The following is a 25,763-nucleotide window of genomic DNA, read 5'->3' as shown; positions in this document are numbered from 1 at the left end:
TAGCACGAAAGGGACGTCCGATGCCAGCGATACCGACAGTCTCATATGTGGTCACCGGAACAATCACCGTAGCCAACGGCGCACCGCTGGCCTACGCAGTCGTCGATGCGGTCGGCGTGCGACGCCGCCGCTGTTGCCCGTTCGGGCGGCACGATCCGGGCGCGGAAATTCTCCTTGGTGCGGCGAACACCGATGCCAACGGCGTCTATCAGATCCAAGTTACCGACGATCCAGCCAACCCGCGCTCACACGTGCGCATGATTTCGATACAGGTTTCGGTCGGCAGCACAGTGGTCGGCACGAGCAACCCCGTGCGCAAGCACAAGCCGCAGACCATCATCGACCTGCGGGTGGACTACACACCGCCCCGCCACGACTATCGGGTACAAGGCACCGTCCGCGACCGATTCGGTGCGCTGATGACGAACGTGACCGTCTCCGCAGTCGACCGTGACCTGCGCCATGAGCAGCCACTCGGCCAGTGCTCGGTCACTGACGGCACCTACGAGATCCGCTACTCCCCCAGCCAGTTCCAACGAGCCGAAAAGAACACCGCCGACCTCGTACTGACCGTGCGCGACGCCGCGGGCACAACCCTGTACCGGTCGCCGGTCTTCCACAACGCAGCCCAAGACGCCGACATCGATCTCAGCCTCGCAGGTGTCGCCTACACCGGCCCCTCGGAGTGGGAACGCCAGACCGCGGTGCTGATCCCCTTGTTGGATGGTGTGTCCCCGCTGGATCTGCGTGAGGACCAACACCACCAAGACGTCAGCTTCCTGGTCGCAGAGACCGGCTACACCGCGCTGGCCATCGGGGTATGGACGTTCTGCTGGCGACTGGCCGACCGCACCGCACGCGACCGGACTCCTCTGCCCCCAGACGCCGTGTTCGCGTTCCTGCACCAGGGCGAACCATCGATCTTCAGCGAGCAGATACTCACCGACTTCGCGCATCCAGAACGGGTCGTGTTGATAGAGGACTCGCTGCTGCGTGCCCTGTCGACCATGCCCACCGAGCGGCATCGCGCGCTGCTGACCAAGGCGGTCGACGAGAACATGGTGCCGGCTCGTCTCGGTGCCGACATCGACAGGCTCGAGGCGATCCTGGCCCAGATCAAGTTGCGCTACACCGCCGACACCACGATCGGTGGCGGCAAGGGCACCATCGGCGAATTGCTGGCCGCGGCGCAAGTGCCTGCCACACAGCAGAAGACGATCCTGGACGCGATCTCTACCCACACCGGCGCGCTCGCCGAGCTGTGGAACAAACTCGGCGCGGACCCGTCGCTTCCCGCCTCGACGGTGGCCACGGTGAAGATGTCGGTCGAGGTTGGATCGCTGACTCGCAACCATGTGCCGATGGTCGCAGCCCTGCTGCCCGAGTTGACCAGCGGTCGCCTCACCAAGCGTCAACTCGCCCAATACTCCGCCCAGGACTGGTTCGCCGTCTTCGACCAAAAGCGGCCAGACGGAACCACAGTCGGTGTGCCGGCCAACATCGACGGCGACACACCCCAACAGAAGCGCGAAACCTACGCTGCGATCCTGGACGTACAGTTCGAGCGGGCCTACCCGACAGCCTCGCTGGCCGCGAAGATCCTGCGCGAGGACACACCAGCGCCGCAATTGTCGCATCGAGTGGCCCGATTCCTCGACGACAACCCAAAGTTCATGCTGGACAAGCATCGCATCGACCACTACCTCGACACCAGCACCGGTGATGCGGCGCTCGAGGTCGATCCCGGGTTGCTCGCCGATCTGGCGTCGGCGCAGCGCGTGTTCAAGCTCAGGCCGACATTCACCGCCACGAATGCGTTGCTGAGCGAAGGGATCGACTCGGCGCAGAAGATCTATTTCATGGGCGAGGGCCAGTTCGTCGCGGCGGTCGCCAAAGTCCCGAACCAGGGTGGGGTTGCCGCGATCAGCACGCGGCAAGCGCGCACCATCTACCGCAAGGCCGAAACGACCTACGCGCACGCCCTGGCCCTGTTCGGCGACTACAACTTCGCGATCGTCGGCCGACAGCTCGCCGCACTGCCCCAGCACACCCTCGATGCCGATGCTGCCGCGAAGATCCGTACGCTCCCGAATCTGGCGACGCTGTTCGGTTCGCTGGACTACTGCGACTGCATCGACTGCCAATCGGTGTACAGCCCAGCCTCGCACTTCGTCGACGTGCTGCGATTCCTCGGCGCCCGCGACACCCACGGCTCCGGAGTCAACGAAGGAAAGACCGTGCGGGAGGTCCTGCTCGAGCGTCGTCCCGATCTCGGCGACATCGAGTTGAGCTGTGCCAACACCAATACCGCGGTGCCCTATCTCGATCTGGTGAACGAGATCCTCGAGGACGCGGTCGACGAGCCACCGACTGTCAGGCTCAACGCCGCGATCGAATCCGAGTTGGCCGAGGGAACCATCAGCACTGCGGTACTGACGGAGCTGCGCGCCAAAGGCATCCAGATCGCCGCGGACGCGCACGTGTACGCCCCGGATATCCACCGACGCTGGGTGATCCGCGACGACGCACACTCCTACAGCGTGTTCCGGCGCGGAACCCAACTCCGATTGCGTGCCACCCGCCAGACCACCGGGTCCACCGACGAGGTCCGCGCCAACCCCGAACACCTCAACCAGGGCGCGTACACGACATTGGCCGGTGAGGTGTTTCCGTTCCGTCTGCCGTTCGATTTGGCCAACGAGCAGGCTCGCGGCTACCTCGCCCAGCTCGGCGTGCCGCAAGCGCGGCTGTTCGAACTGCTGCAACAACGTAGACCCGACGGCACGGTCACCCCGGCCGACGTACAGATCGCCGGCGCCCGGCTGGGCATCGGGCCGGTCGAACTGCAGATATTGACCGGTTCCCTGACAGGTCGGCAACCGTGGGAGTTCTGGGGACTGGCCAGGACCGGCAACGTCGTGCCCGACCCGAGCACACCGACCCGCACCTTTACCGGCACCTGGCTCGAAGTTCTGGCCAAGGTCCCGGTCATGCTGCACCGGACCGGGTTGTCGTATCGAGATCTGTTGCAGCTGCTGGACATGCGCTTCGTCAACCCCGACAGGGCGGTGTTCGTGCGGCCTTCCACTGATCCGAACGCGGCCAATTGCGATATCTCGCAGTACACCCTGCGCGGGCTCACCGCCGCGGTGCTCCACCGGATCCACCGCTTCGTACGGCTGTGGCGACGCCTCGGGTCGACGATGTGGGAGGTGGACCAGCTACTCACCGGGCGGGCCATCGACGACACCCTCGTGGGTGAGATCGCCGCACTGCGCCGACTGCAGGACCGCACCGGCCTGGACTGGTCGAGGGTGGTCACTGTTTTCACCGGGTTCGATGACCACGTCTACACCGACCGCAGTCGCGGTGGCGGGACCGCGGTCCAGACGGTGTATCAGCGGCTGTTCCGCAACCGTCTCGTCGAGGCCACCGGCACCATGTCGGCGACGGCCGCTGAGTTGACCGGCACCATCGGTGAGCACGCCCCCGGTTTGCTTGCCGGACTGCGCATCACCGAATCCGACCTCGACGCGATCGTGCTCGACCACACACCTGACCCGGATGCACCACTGGACCTGGCCATGCTCAACCACACACACCGCGTTGTCGCACTGGCGCGAGGTCTGGGCATGCGCATCGCTGACTTTCTGCGACTGCGACGGATCGGCGGCATCGACCCCTTCACCTCACCCGCTGCCGCGGTCAGTTTCGCCGAGCTGGCCGACATCGTGATTGCGTCGCCGTTCTCGGTGGCCGAGCTGGACTATGTGCTGACCCACCATTTCACCGTCAACTCCGGTGTCGCTCTCGACGACCGCGCCATCGTGGCATTCCTGACCCAGCTGCGACAAGATCTTTCGCAGGTCAGCGACCGGTTGAAGCGCACGAACGACCAGCCCGACACCGCGTATGTGACCGCCCAGCTCGGCCTGCTGCCGACCTTGGCCGCCGACACCGACCTGCGTGCCGCACAAGCGCTCGCGGACGGGAGCTGGACCGGATCAGACGGCGACCATGATGAACTGATCGACAGGTACTTCGGTGAGATGTTCGACGACCTCGCTGCCGCACGCACCGCCCTGGCCGCGCTGCCTACCGATCAGACTCCCGAACAGCGCCAAGCCAGCATCGATGCCCGCTTTGGGTTCATCGCACCGAAGCTGGAAGCTTACCTGGTCCGCACACACAAGGACCTGTCCGTGCGCCAGCACATCGCCGCCTTCCTCGGGCTGACCCAGCCCTCGGCCGACCAGCTGGTCACCGCGCTGCGCCTGCCCGGGGCGAGCACCGACCTGGCCACCGTCGTCAACGACGCGCGACTGGTCGCGACCGATCCCGACGGTCGCTACACCCATCCCCTCGACGCAGCGACGTTCACCGACAACTACCGTGCGCTGAGGTTGCTACACAAGGCTGCCATGATCGTGGCCAAGCTCGCGATGAACCCGACCGAGGTGGCCTGGTGGCTCGCCGAGGACCACGCACAGGGACTCGGATGGATCGGTGGTGCCGATCTCGGCGTGGACGCCGCGTCGACGGTGCCGCTGGATCGATGGCGCGCCATGCACTGGTTCTTCGACTGGCGCACCTCACTGCCCGCCTCGGACTTGACCGTGCTCGAATTCGCCGAGGAGCTGCTGGATGTCGGCTCGCCGTCGGCGAACACGATCGCTGCGTTGAGCAAGCTCACGGCATCCGACGCCGCCGATCTCACCAGCCTGGCCACCGCATTCGGCTGGCTGTCGCCAACGACCGACCAGGTCAAGCAGCAGCTGGCCAAGGCCGACAATCTGCGCCGCGTCACCGACAGCATGGCGATGGTGCGCCGGCTCGGGGTAACCGCCAGCCGAGCTGTCGGCTGGGCCGCCATGCCAGTGACCCCGACTGTGGCCGAACAGGTCAAACAAGCCCTCAAGGCCCGCTACGACCTGCCCCAGTGGCTCGAGGTCAACCGGCCGGTGGCCGACGCGCTGCGCGAGCGCCGTCGCGAGGTGCTCGTCGACTGGCTTGTCGCGCACCCCGACCCTGCCGAAGGCAAGAACTGGACCGACGCCGACGGACTGTATGGCTACTACCTCATCGACGTGCAAATGAGCGCGTGCGCTATGACCTCACGGCTCAAGCAGGCCACCGCCTCAGTGCAGCAGTTCGTGCAGCGGGTGCTGCTCGGCGTGGAAGTCGACATCATCGCCAGCACGGTCACCGACCCGAAATGGAAGCAATGGCAGTGGATGCGCCGCTACCGGCTGTGGGAGGCCAACCGCAAGATCTTTCTCTACCCGGAGAACTGGATCGAGCCGGAACTACGCGACGAGAAGTCCCCGTTCTTCCTCGACCTCGAACACGACCTGCAGCAAAACGACATCACCGCCGACGTCGCCGAAGACGCCTACCGCAACTACCTGACAAAGCTGGACAAGGTCGCCAACCTCGAGATCCGCGCAAGGTTCGAGGAACACACCGGTGAAGACAACTCGACGCTGCACGTGGTCGGGCGCACCCGAAGCAGCACCGGCGCGGAGTACTTCTACCGCAGAAGGATCAACCGCGGCAGGTGGACCGCCTGGCAGCCGATGAAGCTCGAAATCAAGTCGGACCACCTGATGCTGGGCGTACACAACAGGCGCCTGTACGCGCTGTGGCCGCAGTTCATCGCCAAGGCCAAGGAGCCGAGTACGCTTCGGACGCCGTCGGCGAATGACAGTGTGGCCGTTTCTGCGCCTGATAGGTATTGGGATGTGCAGCTGTTCTGGAGCGAACTGAAGAATGGCGGTTGGACGCCTCCGGTGCTCTCCGACAACGCGGCCGAGATTTCATTCTTCGATGCCGACGGCGACCATTTGGAAAACATCACATTCCGCACGCGGCTAGACCCACAGATCAAAGCCCCGCTATTTGTCACCGCCCACCCGGACACGCTCGCCCCGCATTCCTGGAGAGGATTTGAGAAGCTCGGCCCACAGATCACCCAAACCCCCGGGGGATCAGAGTTTCTCCACTCTCCGCCGGAAAGTCGGTTCCACGGCAACCTCATCCGGCACCAGACCGCGTCGCAGTACTTCTGGCATTCCTCCAGCGCGGAGTCCTCCGGTCTCCTACTGGATGTGTTCAATGCGCACTCCAACGCACTATCGATCCGGACGCTACGTAAAATCGCACCGAACAAGACGTTCACAGTGCTCGACTCGAATGCGTCCGGATTCGCCATCTTCGGGTCGTTCTTTACGTGGGACACGAACCGCAGCTACTTCATCGACTACGCCTATTGGTCTCCCTTCCGCGTGACTCCCTCGGTCCGGTCGCCCGTGCTAGGCATCTTGAACGCCTTCGGGATCTCCAGGTTCCGGTTCTTTCCGCATTACCATCCCTTCATCGAACTGTTCATCAAGGAACTGAACCTGTGGGGTCTGAAAGGGCTGTTGAACAGACAGATCCAGGTCAAGCCAGCGACCGTGCCAGGAGCTCCGACACCGTTCGACTTCAGCGCATACCGGCCCGAGGCTGCGGTACCGAAACCGTGGCCCACCGAGGAGGTCGACTTCAGCTACGAGGGCGCCTACTCCTGCTACAACTGGGAATTGTTCTTCCACGCACCGATGTACATCGCCGGAAAACTGGCAGCGAACCAGCGTTTCGAGGAAGCACTGCAGTGGTATCACTATGTCTTCGACCCGACCAGCACCGATAACGCGACGCCGGACCCGGACACCCCGCAGCAGAAGTACTGGATAACCAAGCCGTTCTATGAGACGACCAAGGCAGACTACTACCAGCAGAAGATCGAGAACATCCTGCTCGCCATCGCCAAAGACGATGCCGAGCTACGAAAGCAGGTCCGTGAGTGGCGGAACAACCCGTTCAACCCACACTTGATCGCCCGGATGCGCACCGTCGCCTATCAAAAGAACGTGCTCATCAAATACATCCAAACACTGATCGCCTGGGGCGACCACCTGTTCGCACAGGACACCATCGAGTCGACCAACGAGGCAACCCAACTGTACGTGCTGGCAGCCACCGTCCTGGGCCCACGACCCAAGAGCGTGCCCCGCCACACCCCCAACCCCGTACGCACCTTCTATCAACTGCAAGCCGAAGGCATCGACGACTTCGGCAACACGCTGCGAACGGTGGAAAACCTCCTCCCCACCGTCCCCCGGTCGGGCGGACCGGCACCGTCGGGCCCGGAGCTACCCCGATTGGACGTGCTCTACTTCTGCATACCCACCAACGACAAGCTGTTGACCCTGTGGGACACCGTCGACGACCGACTGTTCAAACTCAGGCACTGCATGAACCTCGCCGGCGTCGTACGACAACTGCCCCTGTTCGAACCCCCGATCGACCCGGCACTGCTGGTCAAAGCGACCGCCGCAGGACTGGACTTGGGCGCAGCGCTCGCCGACATCAGCGCACCGATGCCGCCCTACCGATTCACCGCCCTGCTCCAGCGCGCACAGCAGGCCTGCACCGCAGTGATCGACCTGGGCCAAGCCATGACGTCGGCGCTCGAGAAGCGCGACGCCGAAACCCTCGCCGCGTTGCGGTCGGCCAACGAGATCACACTGCTGGACGTAATGCGCGATGTCCGCGTGAGCCAGGTCAGCGAGGCCCAAGCGAACTGGGATGCCGCCCAACACCTTCGCGAGGTCGTCGAGTTACGTCGAGCTCACCACCAGCGCCTCGCCGACGACGGACTCAACACCGGAGAAACAACCGCCCTCGGGCTATCGATCATGTCGCTGGAGTTGGAGGCCGTGGTCGCTGTCGGCTACATGCTCTCAGGCGGTCTCAAGCTGATCCCGTCGTTCCAATCCGGCGCCGCCGGATTCGGCGGGTCACCAACTGTGATCGCGAGCACGGGCGGTAACACGATCGGAAACTCCGCGGAGATGGCGGCAGCCAAGCTGCGATCGTTGGCAACCGCCGCGGACAAAGGAGCCGCGCTCGCGGGCGTCCTGGCAGGGCACGCGCGCCGGAAACAGGACTGGCGATACCAAGCAGCCCTGGCCGCAACGGAACTGCCCGAGGTCGACAAGCAGATCCTCACAGCCCAGATCCGCCACACCATCGCCGAGCAGGAACTGCGCCACCACGACAAACAGCGCGCCACCACCACCGTCGAGGACGAATTCCTGCACACCAAGTACACCAACGAAGAACTGTACGACTGGATGGTCGACCAACTGTCTACCGTCTACTTCCAGAGCTACCAGCTGGCCTATGACCTGGCCAAACGAGCGGAACGGTGCTTCCGCTACGAGCTCGGCATCACCGACTCCGACTACATCCGCTACGGCTACTGGGACAGCCTGCGCAAGGGACTGCTCTCCGGTGAACGGCTCTCCCACGACCTGCGCCGACTCGAAGCCGCCTACCTCGAGCACAACAAACGCGAATACGAACTCACCAAACACGTCTCACTGGCCCAACTGGATCCGATCGCGCTGCTGCAACTCAAACGCAACGGTGCGTGCTTCCTCGACATCCCCGAAGCCGCGTTCGATCTCGACCACCCCGGCCACTACTTCCGGCGGCTCAAGGCGGTGTCGCTGTCGGTGCCTTGTGTGGTCGGCCCCTACGGCACCGTCGGCTGCACCCTCACCCTTGTCGGGGACAGCCTGCGCAAAGACGCCACCCTGTCGGCCGGCAAATACCCGCGTGACCCGGCCGGAGACACCCGGTTCCGTGACGGTCTGGCCGCGGTGCAGTCCATCGCGAGCAGTTCCGGCGTCAACGACACCGGCATGTTCGAGCTACGGTTCGACGACCCACGCTACCTGCCGTTCGAAGGCGCCGGAGCGATCAGCTCCTGGCGGCTAGAGCTCAACACCCAACTGCCGCAATTCGATCCGGGCACGATCTCGGATGTGGTGATCCACCTGCAGTACACCGCACGCGAGGGCGGCGCCATCCTACGCAAAGCGGCGCTCGAAGACCTCGACACGGCGCTGTCCACCACCGCCCTCGCCGACGGCAGGCAGGGCCTGTACCGGGTGCTCGACCTCAAGCGAGAGTTCCCCAACGAGTTCTACCGGTTCCTACACCCGGCCAACCAAAGCGACGAGCAGACACTCGAGCTCGGCGACCTCGCCGACCGATTGCCCTACTACACGCGCATGTTCACCGCAAAGAAGATCCACGGCGTCGAAGTAGCCGCGCTCATGAAACACAGCAGCGACACCTACGACGTAGTGCTGCCGGCTCTCGGCACGGCCGAGTTGGTCAATCTTGCGCCCGAACCCAGCCCCGCAACCTACCAAGGCCTGCACCGTGCAGCGAACGACCTCACAGGAAACGAGGCCACGCTGACCGGCTGGACCATGAAAGTGCGCAAGACCGGCGCCGCGGACTTCAAATCACTACCGGACGACGAAATCAGCGAACTGTTCCTCATCGTCAACTACACACTCGCCTGATCGGAGCAGAGCATGTCAGCCCAGTTGAGCCCTCACGAAATTCGTGACACATCGTGGCCCTGATCGAGGCCTCGCCCACCCCGAACGAGTGACCATGTTCGGCTCCTAGGTGATGTCTCCCAATCGGGTTTTCGGTTCTGGTCCGATATGTCGTCGGGTCGGGCATCATGTTCGCCGTGGCGGCGACTGCCGGTGATCGGCATCAGGTTCTAACGGACAACCAGTGGGAACTGCTCGAGCTGCTGTTACCGAAATCCGATGGCCGCGTGGGCCGTAACTTCTCCAACAACCGCCTGGTCGTGGAGGGAATGTTGTTCCGGTTGCGGACGGGGATGCCGTGGCGGGACCTGCCCGAGGTGTTCGGTCTGTGGCAGACGGTATGGAAACGTCACCGCCGTTATGCCGAGGACGGCACCTGGGATCGGATGCTGGTCGCGTTGACCGCGTTGGCGGACGCGACCCGCAACCTCGATTGGATGGTCTCGGTCGATTCGACGATCGTGCGGGTTCATCAACACGGCGCCAACACTCGACGTGGTGGCGGGGCTCTCGTCGTCCCGGATGGTGAGTTATGAGCCGGTTGATCACGGATAGGCCGGTCCCGGGGCGGGCTGACTACCAAAGCCAATCTGGCCACCGACGGCAACGGACGCGGTTTGGCGGTGTTGATCACCGCGGGCCAGGCCGGAGATTGCTCGATGATGCGCTCGGTGCTCGACGCGATCGCGGTACCGAAGCTGGTTGGTGGCCCGCCGCGACGCAACCCTGATCGGGTCCTGGCCGATAAGGCGTATTCTTCAGTGTCGAATCGAGAACTGTTGCGAAGCAGGCGGATCGCGGCGGTGATCCCGCAACGGTCTGATCAGGTCGCCAACCGGAAACGCCGCGGACGTGCCGGTGGACGCCCGCCCGGGTTCGACTCCGATGCCTACAAGGGGCGCAACGTGGTCGAACGGGCATTCAACAAGGCCAAACACTGGCGTGGTGTCGCGACTCGTTATGACAAGCTGGCCTGCACGTACCGGGCAGGAATCGTCATGCCCTCACGGTCGAATGGTTGAAGCTATTGGGAGACATGACCTAGTAGCTGGCCAGGACGGCGAGCCGTGGGAATGGCTCGGATTCGCGACAGCATGGGGTATTACGTTTGCGCTGACGCGGAAAATCGGCCTCGTCATGTCCGCCATCGAGCCCATGGTCGAGACTGGCTACCCGGTAGAGCACGTCCGTGCGGGCCGCCTGGATTCAGTTAAACGCGGGGACTACCACATTAGCGCGGTTCATCAACGAAAAGACGGTGTACTCCGCCAGAGGGTACGTCTACCGACACTCGGACGATGGAGCTGTGTTACCTGCTCGATTGCCGAGCCGCGATTGAGCTATCTGTCGATCGCGGGTCACGGCGAACCCAGTTTTCGGGTGCCAGCCGAGTGAATCCTGCACCGTTCGCGACTCAGTCCGCAACTAGCGCAATGACCACCGGTAGGGAGTGCTAATCCGACGCTAAGGGTTGTCCCGCAAGTCTGAGTTGGTGACGGCGAGACGCCCACCGGCCAGGAATCAATAGGCGTGGGCGAGGTTGGCCAGAGTCGCCACCCCAGCCATCGCGACACCCACCCCGTCACCACGTAAGTGGCAATCGCGCAGGACCTTCCAGGTCTTCATCCGGGCGAAGGCATGCTCGACACGGGCACGGACTTTACGGTGAGACTTGTCGAACTGTCGAGCATGCCTGGGTGGCTCGAGAATGCAGCGGCGTTCACTGCTTTCCCGCCGTGGTCGACCACGACCATGTTCTCGGATGGACTTGCGGGCACTGCCTGCGTTTCGGGTATCTGGTCGGCATGGCGGGTGTGAACCTATGGTCGGTTCACCGCTGCGCCGAGGATGCGCATGAACAGCGAACTACCTGCGGCGAGCGACTGCCCTCCGCCGTGGACAGTCTTGATGCCCTCCACCGTGGTCAGGGCCAAAGCGGCGATCTCCGTCGAGCTCGCTCCGATCGATGACAAGTCGATTTCCCCGGTGGCCGCGGCATCGTCGAGGGCGGCGCTGATGCGCTGTACCAGATGTTCTCGTGCTGCTCGGGTGACCTCTCCCGAGAGCGCCAGGTCCGACTCGAAGAGTTCCTTGCCGTGCGGGCTGGCGCTGATCTGCGCCATCAGTCCTTGCAGGAAGGCGTTCATCGCATCGTCGATCCGGTCGATGACCGGGCCGTCGGCGTCGAGCGCGGCGTCGACATGTTCCAGCACCAGCGCGTGCGCGCGCTGGGACCCCGCGCGAAACAGCGCCTCCTTGCCGTCGAAGTGCAGATACAGCGCCGCCCGCGAGACTCCCGAGGCCTCGGCGATGTCCTTCATCGCCGTCTTGCGGAACCCGTAGCGGCAAAAAACCTCCAGCGCCACATCCAGGATCTCGTCGACCTTCAGCTCAGCACCCACCCGCCCACGATGACAGTATGGACAGATTGTGTCAATTTGCACTGATAGACATCAGAAGTAAATATGTCTAAACGTGCGGTGGTTGGCCGTACGTCCCTGGGACCGGCGGCGCAGACATTCCGTGCCACCGCCCGGTCCTGATCGACTGGGGCATCGGCACCCCTGACCAGGCCCGCACCCGCGACGCTCACGCATCACGACAAAGGAAATCCCATGCCCGACAACACAGCCACCACCGAAGAGCTCATCCGCGCTACCGAGCGCAGCAGGCTTGCAGCGCTCGTCGAGGCCGACGTCGCCGCAGCAGCGATCCACCACGGCACCGAGTTCCAGCTCATCACCCCGATCGGCGCGGCCCTGAACAGGGATGAGTACCTCAGCGCCGTCAGCGACGGCCACATCGATTACCTGGTCTGGGAACCGGGACCGATCAGCGTGCGGCTCCACGCCGACGCGGCGTGCCTCCGCTATCAAGCCGACCTCGAGGTGATCTTCGGCGGGCACCCGCTGCCACAGGCCCGCTACTGGCATACCGACCTCTACGAACTCCTCGACGGCCGCTGGCAGGTGGTGTGGTCACAAGCCACCCAGATCCGCTGAACGTCCGTCGCGAGACGGCCCCCGCGCCGAGTCGACCTGCCCGTAGGGTCAGGCGCTCGCGGGCAGGCCGAGATCGTCCGGTCATCAACTGCCGAACCAAGCCCATGGCGGCCGGTGAGACCACCCAGTTGAACTCGGCACACACCGATTCGGCCGAAGGCTCGCTTGCCGCGTCGTTGGCGCCAGCTTGCAACAGTGAATCGGTGCCGGTGAAATACCGGTAGACGGTCTGGCGGGTCACACCGAGGTGTTCGGCGACGCACAGGATCGTCAAGTCGTGTTCGCCGGCGTCCTGGATCTCCCCGGCCGTGCGCAGGATCCGGGTGACGGCCTCGGCGTCGTCGGCCGGGAAGTCGCCGGACCATCCATGAGTTCGCACCTGGTCATGATCGCTCAGGCACACAGGATTCGGGACGGTCGGGCCTGGCAACTGATGGGCTCTGACGTAACGGATCCGGAGGTCAGTGATCACGTCGCGCTCTCGTTCATCCCCTCCTGCGGCAAGTGTGGCTCCTGTCAAGCCGGTCTGCGCAATCTGTGCAATTTGGGAGCGCTGCTGCTGGCGGGCACCGCGGCGCGGCCCTGCAACCGCCGGTGCTGTTCGCCGACATCCCGTTCGCCGAGCCGGGCGCCTACGAGCAGCCTGGGCTGTGGCACACCGCCGACACCTTGCCCGAACTGGCACGGGATCGGGCTGCGGTCATCGGGCCGTCGGATCTGGGCACCAAGGGCGGTCGACGAATTCCTGACGGCGATTCGGGAACCAGCGTTACCGTGAGCGTACTTGGCGTGAAGGGAGCGGGGTGAGTCTGTTGTTGCCTGCTGCAAGCGCGCACTATCCCACAAATCGAAATGGTGCTGAGACCAGCAAACAATTGCGACAACATATCGACCTTTGATTGCCCGCAGGCTACCGGCGCTGCAGTGCCGACTGCTGTCAATTCAAGTAGACTGCTTGAATCATGAAACCCAACGGTCGTGTTTCCTCCTAGAAGTTGGTGGCGGTGCGATGAGCTACTTCCGTAACAGAAGATCACGCGCCCTTTTCGCAAAAGGCCTGGAGTCTCTTAAAATGGGGCTTGCGACCTGTGATGCGACGAAACTCGATGAGGCGGTGGCTGTTTCGCAACGTGCGGTCGATGGACTCGATACGTCGAGTGCGTTGCTCCCGGACTATTTGAATCTCCTCGGGCTCGCGCTCCAGGCCAGGTCTTCATGCACTGGCAGCATGGTGGACGAAATGCGGTTAATCAACGTGTATGAGCACATGGTGGCCGTTACACCGCTCAATCATCCGAATCGATCCTGGAACGTATCTCTGCTCGGAGGGGCGCTTACGTTCTGGTTTGAGCGCACGGGCAGTGCGGCCGCGCTTGAGCGGGCGCTCTTCGTACTTGAACAGGGACTGGCTGCCACCGCCCCCGATCATCCTGAGCGAGGGTGGTCCCTCTTCGCTCTCGGCCGGGTGCTAGGACACCGTTACGACCACACCGGTAGTGCCGCAGACTTGGACAGGGCCATCGATCTTCTTTGGCAGGCATTGAACATCACGCCGTACGGTCACCCGAGCCTGCCAACGTTTTTCGTGAACATCGCATGCGACCTAGCTAACCGCTTCGGTCGCACCGGTGATATCGCCGACCTGGAGCAAGCAATCGACATTTACGAGCATGTGCTGACCATCACCCCGCCGGATGCCGCAGACCCCAATCTGGCCATTGCCAACCTCGGGTCTGCGCTTCAGTCTCGATATGAGCACACCGGAAGCCTCGCTGATTTGGACCGCGCAATAGACCTCACCGAGCATGCTTTGGCGACTGCCGCAGTCCAAGATGGAAAACGGGCCGCGCTTCTATCTAATCTCGGGTCTGTCCTTCAGTCCCGATATGAGCACACCGGAAGCCTCGCTGATTTGGACCGCGCAATAGACCTCACCGTCCAGGCAATCGCCGCCACCGGGCACGATCACCCTGCCCGAGTCAGGTACCTACTCAACCTCGGGAAAGCGTTCGCGACTCGGTTCGAGCGCACCAGCAGGCCAGCAGATCGGGAACAGACGTTGAAGCTGTTTCGGGAGGCAACCGGGGTAATCTCGGCACCAGTCGCCGACCGAGTGTTGGCAGCGCGTGAGTGGGGTCGGATAGCGGCGGCCGCGCAATTCTGGGATCAGGCCGTTCAGGGGTTCAGCGCCGCCGTGGAGTTGATGGGTTTGGCCGCACCCCGAGAGCTCGGGCGCGCAGACCAAGAGTTCCAGTTGAGCAGGTTTGCCTGGCTTGCCTCAGAGGCGACTGCCGCATGCCTGCAGGCCGGTCAGCCTGATCGGGCGGTGGAGGTGTTCGAGCACAGTAGGGCCGTATTGTTCTCCCAAGTTCTTGATGCCCGTTCGGACTTGAGCAGTCTCCGACGCGCCTACCCAGCTCTTGCTGCCCAATTCGTTCGCTGCCGCGACATACTCGACCGGCCTGACACCCGCTTATCCGCGCCTGCTGACATCGACTCGACGGCCGCCGCTGGTGTAGACGCGGATATTCGTAAGAACGCTGCAGCAGAATTCGGACACGTCCTGACGGAGATCCGGTCGCGGTCCGGTTTCGAGCGATTCCTGGCGCCACGTCGGCTTGCGGAGCTCCTGCCCGCCGCTGAAAATGGGCCAGTCGTGTTGCTCAACGTGGCGCCGTTGCGATCGGATGCCCTGATCCTCACCACCGACGGCGGCGTGAAGGTGCTACCTCTGCCAGGGGTGAGCGACGACGCCGTCATAGAGCAGGTCAACCGCTTCTCTGACGCGCTTGCCCTGGCTCACGACTCCAATGTCTCATCGTCGGCGCGCAAGGCCGCCGTCGAGGCGATGACCAGCGTGCTGATTTGGCTCGGCGACCACATCACCAGCCCGGTCCTCGACGACCTTGGCTATACCAGCACACCGCGAGATGATAGCCCTTGGCCACGCGTCTGGTGGTGCCCTGCCGGGGCACTGTCTCTACTGCCTATCCATGCCGCCGGTCGCCACCAGTCCTTCGCGCAGCGTCCCGACGCGGTTATTGATCGGGTCGTTTCCTCCACCGTCCCTACCTTGCGCGCCCTTATCCACGCACGCCGTTCCAAAGCCGCCGACCCACAACCGAAGGTTTTGGTCGTGGCGATGCCGCACACTCCCGGCCAAGCAGATCTACCGGGCGCTGCCGACGAGGCGAAACACCTGCAACAGCTGTGGGGGACTCGTGTGACTGTGCTGGGTCTGCCCAATACCATCTCTGCCACCTACGCCAACGTCACCGCTCACCTATCCGACCATGCGTGGGTGCACTTTGCCTGCCATGCTCGAAGTGACAACACCAACCCTTCTGCAAGCCATCTCTTGCTGGCTGACCGGCCACTGACGATGACTGACCTGACTCAAACCCGTAAACCACACGCTGAGTTGGCATTCCTGTCCGCGTGCGCCACTGCACACTCCGGGACCAAGGTGCTGGACGAACCCATCCACCTCGCTGCCGGCTGCCAACTTGCAGGCTACCGCCACGTCATTGCCTCCCTTTGGACAATCTCCGACACCGATACCGCCTGGCTGACCAAACGGTTTTACACCACTCTGAACGCGCCAACCACTGTCGACACCGCCGCCGTCGTCCTCCATCACGCCATTCGCAATCTGCGTGCCCTCAACCGCCCCCGCCCCCATCTCTGGGCTCCCTATACTCACACCGGACCCTAATCGCAAGACAGGAGAATAGATGACAACGTTTGTCTGTACCCGGGAGTAGAGTGTGTGGGCCCCAAGTGGTTGGCACTCATGACAACTGCCACTAGCTTGTGCGTTAACCGTTCTGCAAGGGATCAGCGCCATATCCACTGCCGCCAATTTCGATGTGCCGGAGGATCCGATGGACGAAGCTCTATGGGAGGCAGCACGTTCCGTGCGCTCCTATCTAGATGAACTCGTCGGTCCCGAAGCGCCAGATCTCGATGCCGCCTTGTGCGAATTGCTGTCCGATCCCCATCGCGGCGAACATCGGGAGTATCAACTACGTATGATTTTTGAGTCCCACGAGGGCACACGCGTGTTCCTGGAAAGGGTTCGCGAGGATTTCCCGGAATTTCGCCCGCCCCAGGTCCTGGCGGGATCGACGACGCGAAGCAGCGGTTTACCTGGAGACGCCCTGCCGGTTGGGGCGGATAAGTTTACCTGCCCGCACGGCGATTACGTGTGGTATCGACCGGAGGTGGGTGCGGCGGTCCCGCTCTGTCCAACGCATGGCGCACTGCGTCTGACGTAAGAGGCCGATTGATGTTTGACGAGTTCTGGAAGGCGACTGCGGGAAAGCTGGCGGACCGGTGGGCTGGCCTCGCCGCTCCGGCAGTGGTGTTCTGGGCGGGTGCAGTGATCTCCTGGGCGTATGCTGGGCCAGGGTGGACGCGCCTCGTCCAGATTACTGATTGGTTGAACCGGCAGCAGTTGGTCGCCCAACTCGCTGCGCTCATCGGTGCCCTGGTGGTCGGGGCGGCGTCAACGATTCTTGTGCAGCGTTTGACCACTCCAGCGTTGCGTCTCTTGGAGGGCTATTGGCCCCGTTGCATGAGCCGACTCACCGAGTACCGCCGCGGTCACGCCCTGCGGGGGAAGATCAACGATGGCAAGAACTGGCAACGGTTACACGGAGAGATCGCTGAAGGTGAGCCAGCGGCCGCACAGCTTGCGGAAATTGCCCGTTTAGAGCGTCGCCGTCGACACCGGCCCGTGCGGGACAGCGAGCTCTTGCCTACTCGGATCGGCAACATCCTTCGGGCTGCTGAGACGCGACCGCGTCACCGGTTTGGGCTGGATGTGGTGCTGATCTGGCCACGGGTGTGGATATTGTTGCCTGAAACGGTCCGCCAGGAGCTGGCTAGCGCCCGTGCATCGTTGGACGCGTCTGTGGCAGTCGCAATTTGGGGCACGTTGTTCATCGTGTTCGTACCTTTGACATGGTGGGCACTGCTCGGGTTGGTGGTTCCTGTCAGCGCTGTTGTATGGTGGGTTCCCGCTAGGGCCGAGGTCTTCGCGGATCTGGTTGAAGCCACAGTCGAGTTGTACCGCGTCACACTTTATAGACAACTGCGGTGGCCTTTGCCCGAGAATCCCGCTGCGGAACGTGGCGACGGTGAGAGGCTCACCAAGTACCTCGAACGCGGTTCCGATCGGCCAGATCCAGAGTTCACTCCACCCGACTGAAACCCGATTGATGATGTTTGGTTGCACTGCCCCGCACTGTGATTACGTGTGGTATCGACCGGAGTAATCGTTGGATTTTGAGGGAAGAGTACGTCAGCGGCCGAATCTGAATCCCCAAACGCGGTTTACGTCACTGTGCCGTTTGTGGGCACAGGGATGGGCGGGGAGTTCGATACCCGAACGCGCCCAGTGTATCGGCGATCAGCCCGTTTTCTGGCCGCGTTCAGGCATGTGGGGTGGCATCAAGACATCATAGGTTTCTCTGGTCTGCCGTTTCCGAGCTGGAAGAGGCCGGGCATGCGGTGGTTGCCAGTGTTGGTGCTCCTGGTTGCGGGATTCTTCGGCGGGATCGAGCGGCGCTGGATCCGGGGGTGCACACCAGCCTTGACGCTGACATCAGGCTGATCAATATGCCCAGTTCGTGCCAGTGCCTCTGTACTGCTCGACGGAAATGGGCTCCATGCCATGCTTCATGTGGTCGAGGTAGAGCAAACCGTGCAGGTGGTCGACTTCGTGCGCGACCAGGCGTGCGACTCCACGCTCGAACACGGTGATGCGGGTGTTGCCGTCGATGTCGGTATGTTCGACGTGGATCGTCAACGGGCGTGGTACTTGCCCGCGTAGGTCGAAGAAGCTCAAGCATCCTTCGTATTGGTCGTCTTCGCCGCCGCCGGTTTCCACGATGCGCGGGTTGAACAGGGTGATGGTGTCCCCGTGCGGGGTTCGGATGATCGCTGCGGCCCTGCTGATGCCGATCTGTGGTGCGGCGATGCCCATCCCTTTGCCGAACACGTGGGCTTGGGCGACTCGCCGTGCAGCCGAGTTGAGTTCGGCGATGACGCGGCGGGCGTCTTCGGCCTCGGCGGGTAGATCGAAGGGGCGGGCGACCTCGCGCAGGATCTCGTCGCCTTCCTGCGCGATCCCCAGGCCTGCCATCACTTTGCTCGGTGGGGTGCGTTCATCGTCGTTGTGCCCGCGGAAGTCCCATTCGAGGCGGTAGCGGGCGTGCAGTGGCGGGTTGTCGGTGGTCCAGGAGTAGATGTGTCGTCCTTGGTCGGTCTGGTGGGAGATGGGCGTGCGGAACGGCTGTCCTTCGGCGGTCATCGACGTCTGCAGGCCCCAGACGGCGGGTTCGAGCGCGGCAGGGAAGTCCAATCGAACCGAGAGGCGGTTGGTCGGCAGCCGGACCGCGCGCTGGAACCAGTTGCCCCAGTGGGTCGCCGAGACGGTGTATTCGTAGTCGATCCAACACGCCTGGCCGGGGTAGAGCGGGAAGTGGCGGCCCCCATCGGGTTCGCTGAACATCAACCAGATTTCCTTGAACGCGTCGCGGTCGTGGTGGGCCGTCCAGGTCATGGGTTCGGTGCGGGTTTCGCCGTACCAGGCGTGCAAATCGATCTCGCCCCAGGTCAGGGGATTTTCCTGGTAGAGCTGGTTGGATCGTTCGGGGTCGCCGGGGTAACGATCCACCGAGATCCTGATCAGGTAGCGGGTGATGGGTTCGGACCCGCCGTTGATCAGCCGTCGCCGCTGGCGCAGGCGGTAGGTCTGTCCGTCGAAGGACAAACTCGCATCGTCGTGGTCGACCACGAGTGACCCCGTCGAGTCGCCCGGTTCGACAGCGACGGGCGCGCGGACGGTGCTTGGTCGGGCAGCGGTGAACTCGGCGAACGCGGCCCGCAGTGCACCGCCGGCTTGCAGGGTCGATTCGGCACTTGCCGCGAACCCCGCCGAGGGCTTCTCCGTGCCGGATTCGATCTTGGACACGTAGGGGCGGCTGTAGCCCAGTTTGGTCGCCAACGCCCGGCGCGACAATCCACGAACATCGCGCCAGCGGCGCAATTCGAGCGCGAAGGCATTGACCTGCGTCCCCGCAGGTTCATTGGCGGGCGAGGTTCCGGCCGGGGTCACTGTCGCGCGCTCCTGTTCGTGGGGTGTGCGTGTGCGTGAGTACCCCGTGAGTATGAGCCCACTCTGTCGAAACACCCTGCACCCGTGGGGAAATTGGACACCGATTCGACCCAGCGATCAAGTCCGCTGCGCTGGTGACAGGCAGCCATGCCGGTGTCGGAACGGACAGTCTCGCGCAGCACAACCAGACAGGTGCGCCCACATGACACAACTTTCCACCCTGGTACAGACCTCGCCGTATCTGACTCGCATCGACCCCGGCGCCCCGTCGCCGGTGAGCTACTTTTCCGACACATTCGGCCCGACCTACCCCCACAGCGAGACACCCACACACGGTGCTGTTTTCGGGATCGTCGGCCTGGATCGCAACATCGACTGGCACACCGACCCACGGATGCTCGAACTGCTGGTCGCCTGCGCCCGCCAACCCCAGGCGTCCGCCAACCTTGCTCGGCGGTTCGGTGCGGGGCTGGTCACCGAAGCCACAACGCGGCAATGGATTCAACCACCGGAGGACCTGTGTCGGGACTACCGGCTGGTGTCCGGCGAGATCGAAGTCACCGCCCACTGCAACTGGGGATGCCGAAGCTGCCCGGTGGCCGTGGATCCCAAACCACGCCAGACCATGCCGATGGACGTATTCACCGAGATCATGGTCAAGCTGGTCGAGCACGGCTCGATCGACTATGTGACATTCCAGTTCTTCAACGAACCCACCCTCGACCGCTACTTCGCCGATCGCATCAAGGTATTGACCCGGCATGGGATGCCGCTGGCGCTCTACACCAACGCCTCCGCGCTCACCCGAGACAAGATCGAGACCCTGCGCCGCTCCGGGGTGCTGCGCACCCTGGTGGTCAACCTGCCCAGCGTCGACCCGACCGAGTTCGCCGATCTGACCGGTTCCCGCAGCTATGCCAGTAGCACACGGAACGTGGAAGCCGCACTGGCTGCAGGGCTCCCAGTGCAGATCGGTGTCAACGGGGTCGGCGAGCGCCTGGCCCTCAATCTCGACGGGGTGAGGCGCCGCTACGTCCCGCTCGGCGCGGAGGTCACAGCGAATCTGATGTGCGATCGGGCCGGTGATGTGGGCGGGGAGTTCGCACAGAACCTGCTGATCGATGGGCCGCTCACCGGGTGTGGGTATCCGGTTCATCACGCCAGCTTCAGCGTCGGTGGCGATCTGTTCCTGTGCTGCAACGACTACTACCAGCGTGAACGGTTCGCCAACATCCGCGACGGCTCGATCCACGACCTGATGACCAGCGACGCCGCGATCACCGCGCGCCGCAAGGTCTTCGGCGTCGCTGTCGCCGCGGACGACTTCGTGTGCCGGCGTTGCCACAACCAGACACTCGACTTCGCCTGCCGCGACTTCCGACCGATCGCCACCTTCGGATGACGGGGCAGACGATGAACACTCAACGTCCGGTGCGGATCTGGTACGTCGCCGCACAACGACTGTGCAATTTCGGCTGCACCTACTGCGTCTCGACCGGCGACTGGGCGAAAAGCAACCGACACGACTGGCGTGCCGACGAGGATCGCGACACTTTCGCGGCGGTCGTCGACTGGATCGGCACCCGCGCGTTCCCGGTCGATGTCCGCCTCGGCACCCTCGGCGAACCTTTCGCCTCACCGGTATTCCTCGACCGCGCCGCCTGGCTCACCCGCCAACCCGGCGTGCGGTTCGTCGAACTGCTCTCGAACGCCTCGCTCCTGCAACGGCGTCTACCGACCCTGCAACCACACGCCAACCTCGGCAAGCTCTCGCTGTGGCTGACCTGGCACGAAGGCCAAATGAGCCTCGAGAAGTTCATCGCCGCCGCCGCGTTCGCCCAGGACACCTACGGCTGCTTCGTCGTCGTGAACACTCTGCTGTTCGCCGACCACGACACCACCACGATCGCCCGCGTCAAAACCTCCGCCGTCGACGCCGGACTCCGATTCAACGTCGACCTCGGCTACGACCCCTCAGTACACTCCGACAACTCAGCCAACATTGATGCCACCGCCGCAGTACCCGCCATGCGCAGCGGCGGTGACGTTCTCGGCGCGATCGCAACCTGCGGCGGCGATACCGAACTCACCAAAGCCGCCCTGGTCGGGCTGACCTCGCCCCAACACCGGGCATGCCGAGCCGGCGCCGACTACGTCTTCATCGACATCCACGGCGACGTCTACCGCTGCTCGCGCTACGCGACCCTCGGCAAGCACCGCTACGGCAACATCCTCGACCCCGGCTTCGAGCTCCAGCTCCGCGAGAACACCTGGGCTCCTTGTGAAGCCGCCTTCGGGTGCGCGAACAAAGAGGACTTCCTCAACTTGCGCCTAGCCGAGCACCTGCGGCCCTCGGTCGTGCCCAGCCTCGGCTGGACCGACGCCTGACACCGAACGCCCCGATATTCGCTCTTGCGTACCAAGGAGATTCACGATGCTGCTCGCCGACATGACCTGGCCCGACTTCGACGCCCACACACACCGAGGTTGCGCGATCGTGCCGATCGGAGCCGTCGAGCCCCACGGCCCCCACCTACCGCTGGGCGCGGACACGATGATCAGCGACTACTTCGCCCGCCGCCTGGCCGCCGACATCGACGCACTGATCGCCCCGACGATCGGCTACGGCGTCGCCACCCCACCCCAACGCCTCGGCGGAGCCTTCCCCGGCGTCATCGCCGTCAGCGGCACGACCTTCACCCACCTCATCGCCGACATCCTGACCGCCCTGGCCGAACACGGTGTGCGACAACTCGTCATCGTCAACTCCGCCATCGACAACCTCAGCTTCCTGTGCGAAGCCGCCCGCATCGTGACAGCCGCCCACCCCCAGAGCCGGATCATGATCGTGCACTGGTGGGACGTCGTCGGCGAAACATTCCGCAACGCCCTCGCCGAGGAAACCGGCGTCGCTCGCAGCGACGACCACCACGCGGGAATGGTCGAATCCAGCCTGACCATGCACATCGCCCCCGACACAACCCGTCCCGACCTCGTCGACACCGATCCGGTGGTGGCGGGGGCGCGCCGGTTCGGTTACGACGTGTTCCCCTTGCCTGAGGATGCGGCGACCTCCTCGGGGATCGTCTATACCGCCCACAAAGCCAGCGTCGACATCGGCGCCCGCGTCGCCGAGCAGGTCGCCCGTGAAATGACGGCGGCGGTGCGGCTCGAGTTCGGCATCGACTCGGCGAGGCGATGATGGGAACCGAGACAACGCATTTCCTGTTCTCGCCGTCTGCCACGTATCCACGGCCGGTGGCGTGCCTGATCAACCGCGACGCGCAAATCGTCCACGCCTGGAGCAGCGGACTCGATCAACCCGATCCCGCGACGCAACCACCCGGGTACCTGCGCGGCTGGAACCACGTCGAGCTCGGCGCCGACGGCAGCCTGTACGCCACGGTGCCGCTGCACTCGCTGGTGAAGCTGGCACCGGACTCCTCGCTGATCTGGCGGGCCGAGCTGCCGGTACATCACGACCTCGACGTCACCGACTCCGGCCAGATCTTCGTCCTCACCGAAGAACCCCGACTCCTCGACCTGCCCGGCCACCCGTTCGTCGTGCTCGACAATTCGATCACTGTCCTCGACGAGACCGGCACGCTCTCCGCGACCCACTCGTTGTTCGACCTGCTGATGGGCGACCGGGTGCTGTCCGCGCTGATCACCAGCCATATCGACCGCCGCCGCCGGTCACCGCACCACCACGCGACCCTGGCGATCTTTCGCGACCTCGCCTGCGCCGGTTCCGTGTGCCCGGGCCGCGACGCATCCAGGCTCCTGCGTGAGGTGCCGGGTTCTCCGGCGGATCTCCTGCACGCCAACACCATCGAGGTGCTGCGGGCTGATCCGGCCGGGTTGTGGGGCGAGAGTGATGTGCTGGTGTCGATGCGCGAGCTGGACTGCATCGCGGTCGTGGACCTGTCCGCCAACAAGGTGCGTTGGTGGTGGGGGCCCGGTCAATTGTCGGGCCAGCATCAGCCGACGATGCTTCCCGACGGTCACCTGCTGGTGTTCGACAACGGCCAACGCCGCGGATACTCCCGTGTCCTCGAGGTCGACCCGGTCAACCATGCGATCGGGTGGCAACACCTCGCCGTCCCACCACGGAAGCTGTTCTGTGCCTTGGCCGGGGGCGCCGAACCAGTCGCGAACGGCAACATCGTCATCAGCGACGCCCAAGCCGGTCAGGCATTCGAGGTGACCCGTGATGGTCACACCACCTGGGCCGTGCGAACCCTGACTGTGGCGGGTGAGCGCGCCCAGTTCTACCGGATGGCGGCGGTCACCGCCGAGGTCGCCGCTTCGGTCGTCGGACGGCCAGACAGCCCGGCCACCCGATTGGCCCGGCAGCTATTGCGCTGCGAACTACTCGACCCCGCGAGGACGACACCATGATCAGCGTCATCATCCCCACCTTCAACCGGCCCGGGGCCCTACATCGGGCACTGCGCAGCCTCATGCGCCAGGAATTCACCGACTTCGAAGTCATCGTCGTCGACGACGGCGCAACTGTGCCCGCCCGCCCGGTCACCGACAACTGGCGCGCCGCATTGCCGATCCGCCTGATCGAGACAGATCACCACGGCGTCTCAGCCGCCCGCAACACCGGATTGGCCGCAGCGAACGGCGAATACGTCACGTTCCTCGACGATGACGACCTCGTGTTCCCCCGACACCTGCGCGCCGCACACACAGTGCTGGACCGCGGCACCGCCGACGCTGTCTACGGAGGCGCGCTCGTCAGTTCCCGATGGATAGAAACCACTCCCCGCAACACCCGCTGGCTCCCACGCAAGAACTACGAGTTCGACAGCCGATTCCTGTTGACCGCCAACTACATTCACACCGGGTCGCTCGTGTGCCGCAACTTCACCGACACCGCAGCCCGGTTCTCCGAGTCGATGACCCACTGCGAGGACTGGGACCTGTCGCTGAGCTTGCACCGGCGTCTGGGCTACCGGTTCGCCTATCTCGGTGAGACCACCAGCGTCTATCACCAGGTGCCGCAGTGCCGCGGCGCGGTCTCGGCGGCCTACGTGTCGAGCCCGACCCCGTTCACCCTCGCCCGCCGACACGTGTTCGGCACGTGGGCGAGCGCCGATCCGCAGGTCCTCGATTACCGCGCCTGGTTCACCGAGTTCGACGCCCGCCTCGACCGGCTCATCGAACACCGCCGCCAGGTCCCGGCCCACATCTACGAGTCGGCCGTGCGAACACTGCACCCCAGCTTCGCCAAGGGAGAACCCGCCGACCACACGGTCCTGGATTCGCTTCTGCCCGATCATCATCCATCTCGCCGTCAACCAACCAAGGTCAGGTAGCCAATGCTCGCCGATGACGCTGTCACCACCTCCTACGAACAACGCGCCGCCGCATTCGCCGAAGAGGCCGCCAACAGCGCCTACAACGCCCACTACGACAGGCCCGCCGTACTCGACCTACTGGGAGACCTCACCGATCGCGTCGTTCTCGACGCCGGCTGCGGGCCCGGCCTCTACATCACCGAACTCCTCGCCCGCGGCGCCCATGTCATCGCTATCGACGCGAGCGCGAACATGATCGACCTCGCTCGCCGTCACGTCGTCGGTCAGATCACGTTGCGCCAGCACGACCTCACCCAGCCCCTGTACTGGCTCTCCGACAACTCGGTCGATGTCGGCCTGCTCGCCCTGGTCATCCACTACATCGACGACCGCATCGCGCTGCTGCGCGAACTGCACCGCGTCCTGCGCCCGGGCGGGCACCTGATCGTGTCGACCAGCCACCCCACCGCCGACTGGATCACCGCCGACGGCAGCTATTTCGATACCGAGTGGGTCGAGCAGAAGTGGTCGTGCGGCATCACGCACCGCTTCTGGCGCCAACCGTTGCAAGCATGGTGCGCGGAGTTCACCGCGGCAGACTTCACGATCGCAGCGATCACCGAACATCAGCCCACTGCTCAAATGGCCCGCACACATCCCGTCGAATATGAAACCCTCACCCGCCGACCCGGCTTCATCGCCTACCGCCTCACCACACCCACCATTGGAGAAAGTCGGATCGTCGCCGATGCTTGAAGTGCGAGAAGGCGCAACGTCGAATTCCCCTGCAGCCAGCGGTCGTGGTCGTCAGCGGCCCTCCCTGATCGGGCAAATCGAGCCTCGCCAACGCCCTCGCCAGCGCGGTCGG

The 25,763-nt window shown here is 64.0% G+C and carries 15 protein-coding genes and 3 pseudogenes; 14 read left to right on the top strand and 4 right to left on the bottom strand.

Features of this window, described 5'->3' with window-relative positions:
• Positions 1-47 precede the first annotated feature (47 nt).
• Together ACFVJ5_RS07505 and ACFVJ5_RS07500 are read left to right on the top strand one after the other, a co-directional pair.
• Positions 48-9,422, top strand: a complete 9,375-nt coding sequence (locus ACFVJ5_RS07505) for a neuraminidase-like domain-containing protein (protein ID WP_379219042.1) — start codon at positions 48-50, stop codon at positions 9,420-9,422.
• Between the two features lie 167 nt (positions 9,423-9,589).
• Positions 9,590-10,483 (top strand): annotated as a pseudogene (locus ACFVJ5_RS07500) (IS5 family transposase).
• A 499-nt stretch (positions 10,484-10,982) separates the two neighbouring features.
• Here the strand turns inward: ACFVJ5_RS07500 and ACFVJ5_RS07495 are convergent.
• Together ACFVJ5_RS07495 and ACFVJ5_RS07490 are read right to left on the bottom strand one after the other, a co-directional pair.
• Positions 10,983-11,225 (bottom strand): transposase, encoded by a 243-nt coding sequence (locus ACFVJ5_RS07495; RefSeq protein ID WP_379219797.1) that lies wholly within the window; start codon positions 11,223-11,225, stop codon positions 10,983-10,985.
• Between the two features lie 56 nt (positions 11,226-11,281).
• A complete protein-coding gene (locus ACFVJ5_RS07490) occupies positions 11,282-11,827 on the bottom strand; it encodes a TetR/AcrR family transcriptional regulator (protein WP_379219041.1) in 546 nt (181 codons plus the stop codon).
• 249 nt (positions 11,828-12,076) lie between these two features.
• Between ACFVJ5_RS07490 and ACFVJ5_RS07485 the strand changes: the two genes are divergently transcribed.
• The gene (locus ACFVJ5_RS07485; RefSeq protein ID WP_379219040.1) at positions 12,077-12,463 is read left to right on the top strand and encodes a nuclear transport factor 2 family protein; all 387 of its coding nucleotides are present in this window, start codon (positions 12,077-12,079) and stop codon (positions 12,461-12,463) included.
• A gap of 196 nt (positions 12,464-12,659) precedes the next feature.
• Here the strand turns inward: ACFVJ5_RS07485 and ACFVJ5_RS07480 are convergent.
• Positions 12,660-12,842, bottom strand: a pseudogene (locus ACFVJ5_RS07480) (TetR family transcriptional regulator); the annotation flags it as partial.
• Positions 12,843-12,923: 81 nt separating this feature from the next.
• Here ACFVJ5_RS07480 and ACFVJ5_RS07475 point away from each other — a divergent pair.
• The 5 genes and pseudogenes from ACFVJ5_RS07475 to ACFVJ5_RS07455 all read left to right on the top strand — a co-directional run.
• Positions 12,924-13,038 (top strand): annotated as a pseudogene (locus ACFVJ5_RS07475) (alcohol dehydrogenase); the annotation flags it as partial.
• Complete coding sequence (locus ACFVJ5_RS07470) at positions 13,001-13,270, top strand: hypothetical protein (protein ID WP_379219818.1); 270 nt, start codon at positions 13,001-13,003, stop codon at positions 13,268-13,270. The pseudogene ACFVJ5_RS07475 and the gene ACFVJ5_RS07470, both read left to right, overlap by 38 nt.
• Before the next feature lie 202 nt (positions 13,271-13,472).
• Entirely contained in the window at positions 13,473-16,178 is a 2,706-nt protein-coding gene (locus ACFVJ5_RS07465; RefSeq protein WP_379219039.1) for a CHAT domain-containing protein, read from the top strand.
• A gap of 169 nt (positions 16,179-16,347) precedes the next feature.
• A complete protein-coding gene (locus ACFVJ5_RS07460) occupies positions 16,348-16,740 on the top strand; it encodes a hypothetical protein (RefSeq protein WP_379219038.1) in 393 nt (130 codons plus the stop codon).
• 11 nt (positions 16,741-16,751) lie between these two features.
• A complete protein-coding gene (locus tag ACFVJ5_RS07455; protein WP_379219037.1) occupies positions 16,752-17,675 on the top strand; it encodes a hypothetical protein in 924 nt (307 codons plus the stop codon).
• A gap of 405 nt (positions 17,676-18,080) precedes the next feature.
• On the opposite strand, the gene ACFVJ5_RS07450 is transcribed toward ACFVJ5_RS07455, so the two are convergent.
• Positions 18,081-19,586, bottom strand: a complete 1,506-nt coding sequence (locus ACFVJ5_RS07450) for a peptide deformylase (protein WP_379219036.1) — start codon at positions 19,584-19,586, stop codon at positions 18,081-18,083.
• Between the two features lie 202 nt (positions 19,587-19,788).
• Between ACFVJ5_RS07450 and ACFVJ5_RS07445 the strand changes: the two genes are divergently transcribed.
• Genes ACFVJ5_RS07445 through ACFVJ5_RS07420 form a run of 6 tightly spaced genes read left to right on the top strand, consistent with a single transcriptional unit; the run spans position 19,789 to position 25,651 of the window.
• Positions 19,789-20,988, top strand: coding sequence for a radical SAM/SPASM domain-containing protein (locus tag ACFVJ5_RS07445; protein WP_379219035.1), 1,200 nt, complete (start codon positions 19,789-19,791; stop codon positions 20,986-20,988).
• Positions 20,989-20,999: 11 nt separating this feature from the next.
• Complete coding sequence (locus ACFVJ5_RS07440) at positions 21,000-21,974, top strand: hypothetical protein (RefSeq protein WP_379219034.1); 975 nt, start codon at positions 21,000-21,002, stop codon at positions 21,972-21,974.
• A gap of 46 nt (positions 21,975-22,020) precedes the next feature.
• A complete protein-coding gene (locus ACFVJ5_RS07435) occupies positions 22,021-22,788 on the top strand; it encodes a creatininase family protein (protein WP_379219033.1) in 768 nt (255 codons plus the stop codon).
• Complete coding sequence (locus ACFVJ5_RS07430) at positions 22,788-23,987, top strand: arylsulfotransferase family protein (protein ID WP_379219032.1); 1,200 nt, start codon at positions 22,788-22,790, stop codon at positions 23,985-23,987. Before ACFVJ5_RS07435 ends, ACFVJ5_RS07430 begins: the two co-directional genes overlap by 1 nt.
• Positions 23,984-24,913 (top strand): glycosyltransferase family 2 protein, encoded by a 930-nt coding sequence (locus ACFVJ5_RS07425; RefSeq protein WP_379219031.1) that lies wholly within the window; start codon positions 23,984-23,986, stop codon positions 24,911-24,913. Before ACFVJ5_RS07430 ends, ACFVJ5_RS07425 begins: the two co-directional genes overlap by 4 nt.
• A 3-nt stretch (positions 24,914-24,916) precedes the next feature.
• Positions 24,917-25,651, top strand: coding sequence for a class I SAM-dependent methyltransferase (locus ACFVJ5_RS07420; RefSeq protein WP_379219030.1), 735 nt, complete (start codon positions 24,917-24,919; stop codon positions 25,649-25,651).
• The last annotated feature ends 112 nt before the right edge of the window (positions 25,652-25,763 follow it).

The sequence above is a fragment of the Nocardia sp. NPDC127606 genome (assembly GCF_042671725.1).
Classification (GTDB): domain Bacteria; phylum Actinomycetota; class Actinomycetes; order Mycobacteriales; family Mycobacteriaceae; genus Nocardia.
This window is presented reverse-complemented; position numbering and strand designations above follow the sequence as displayed.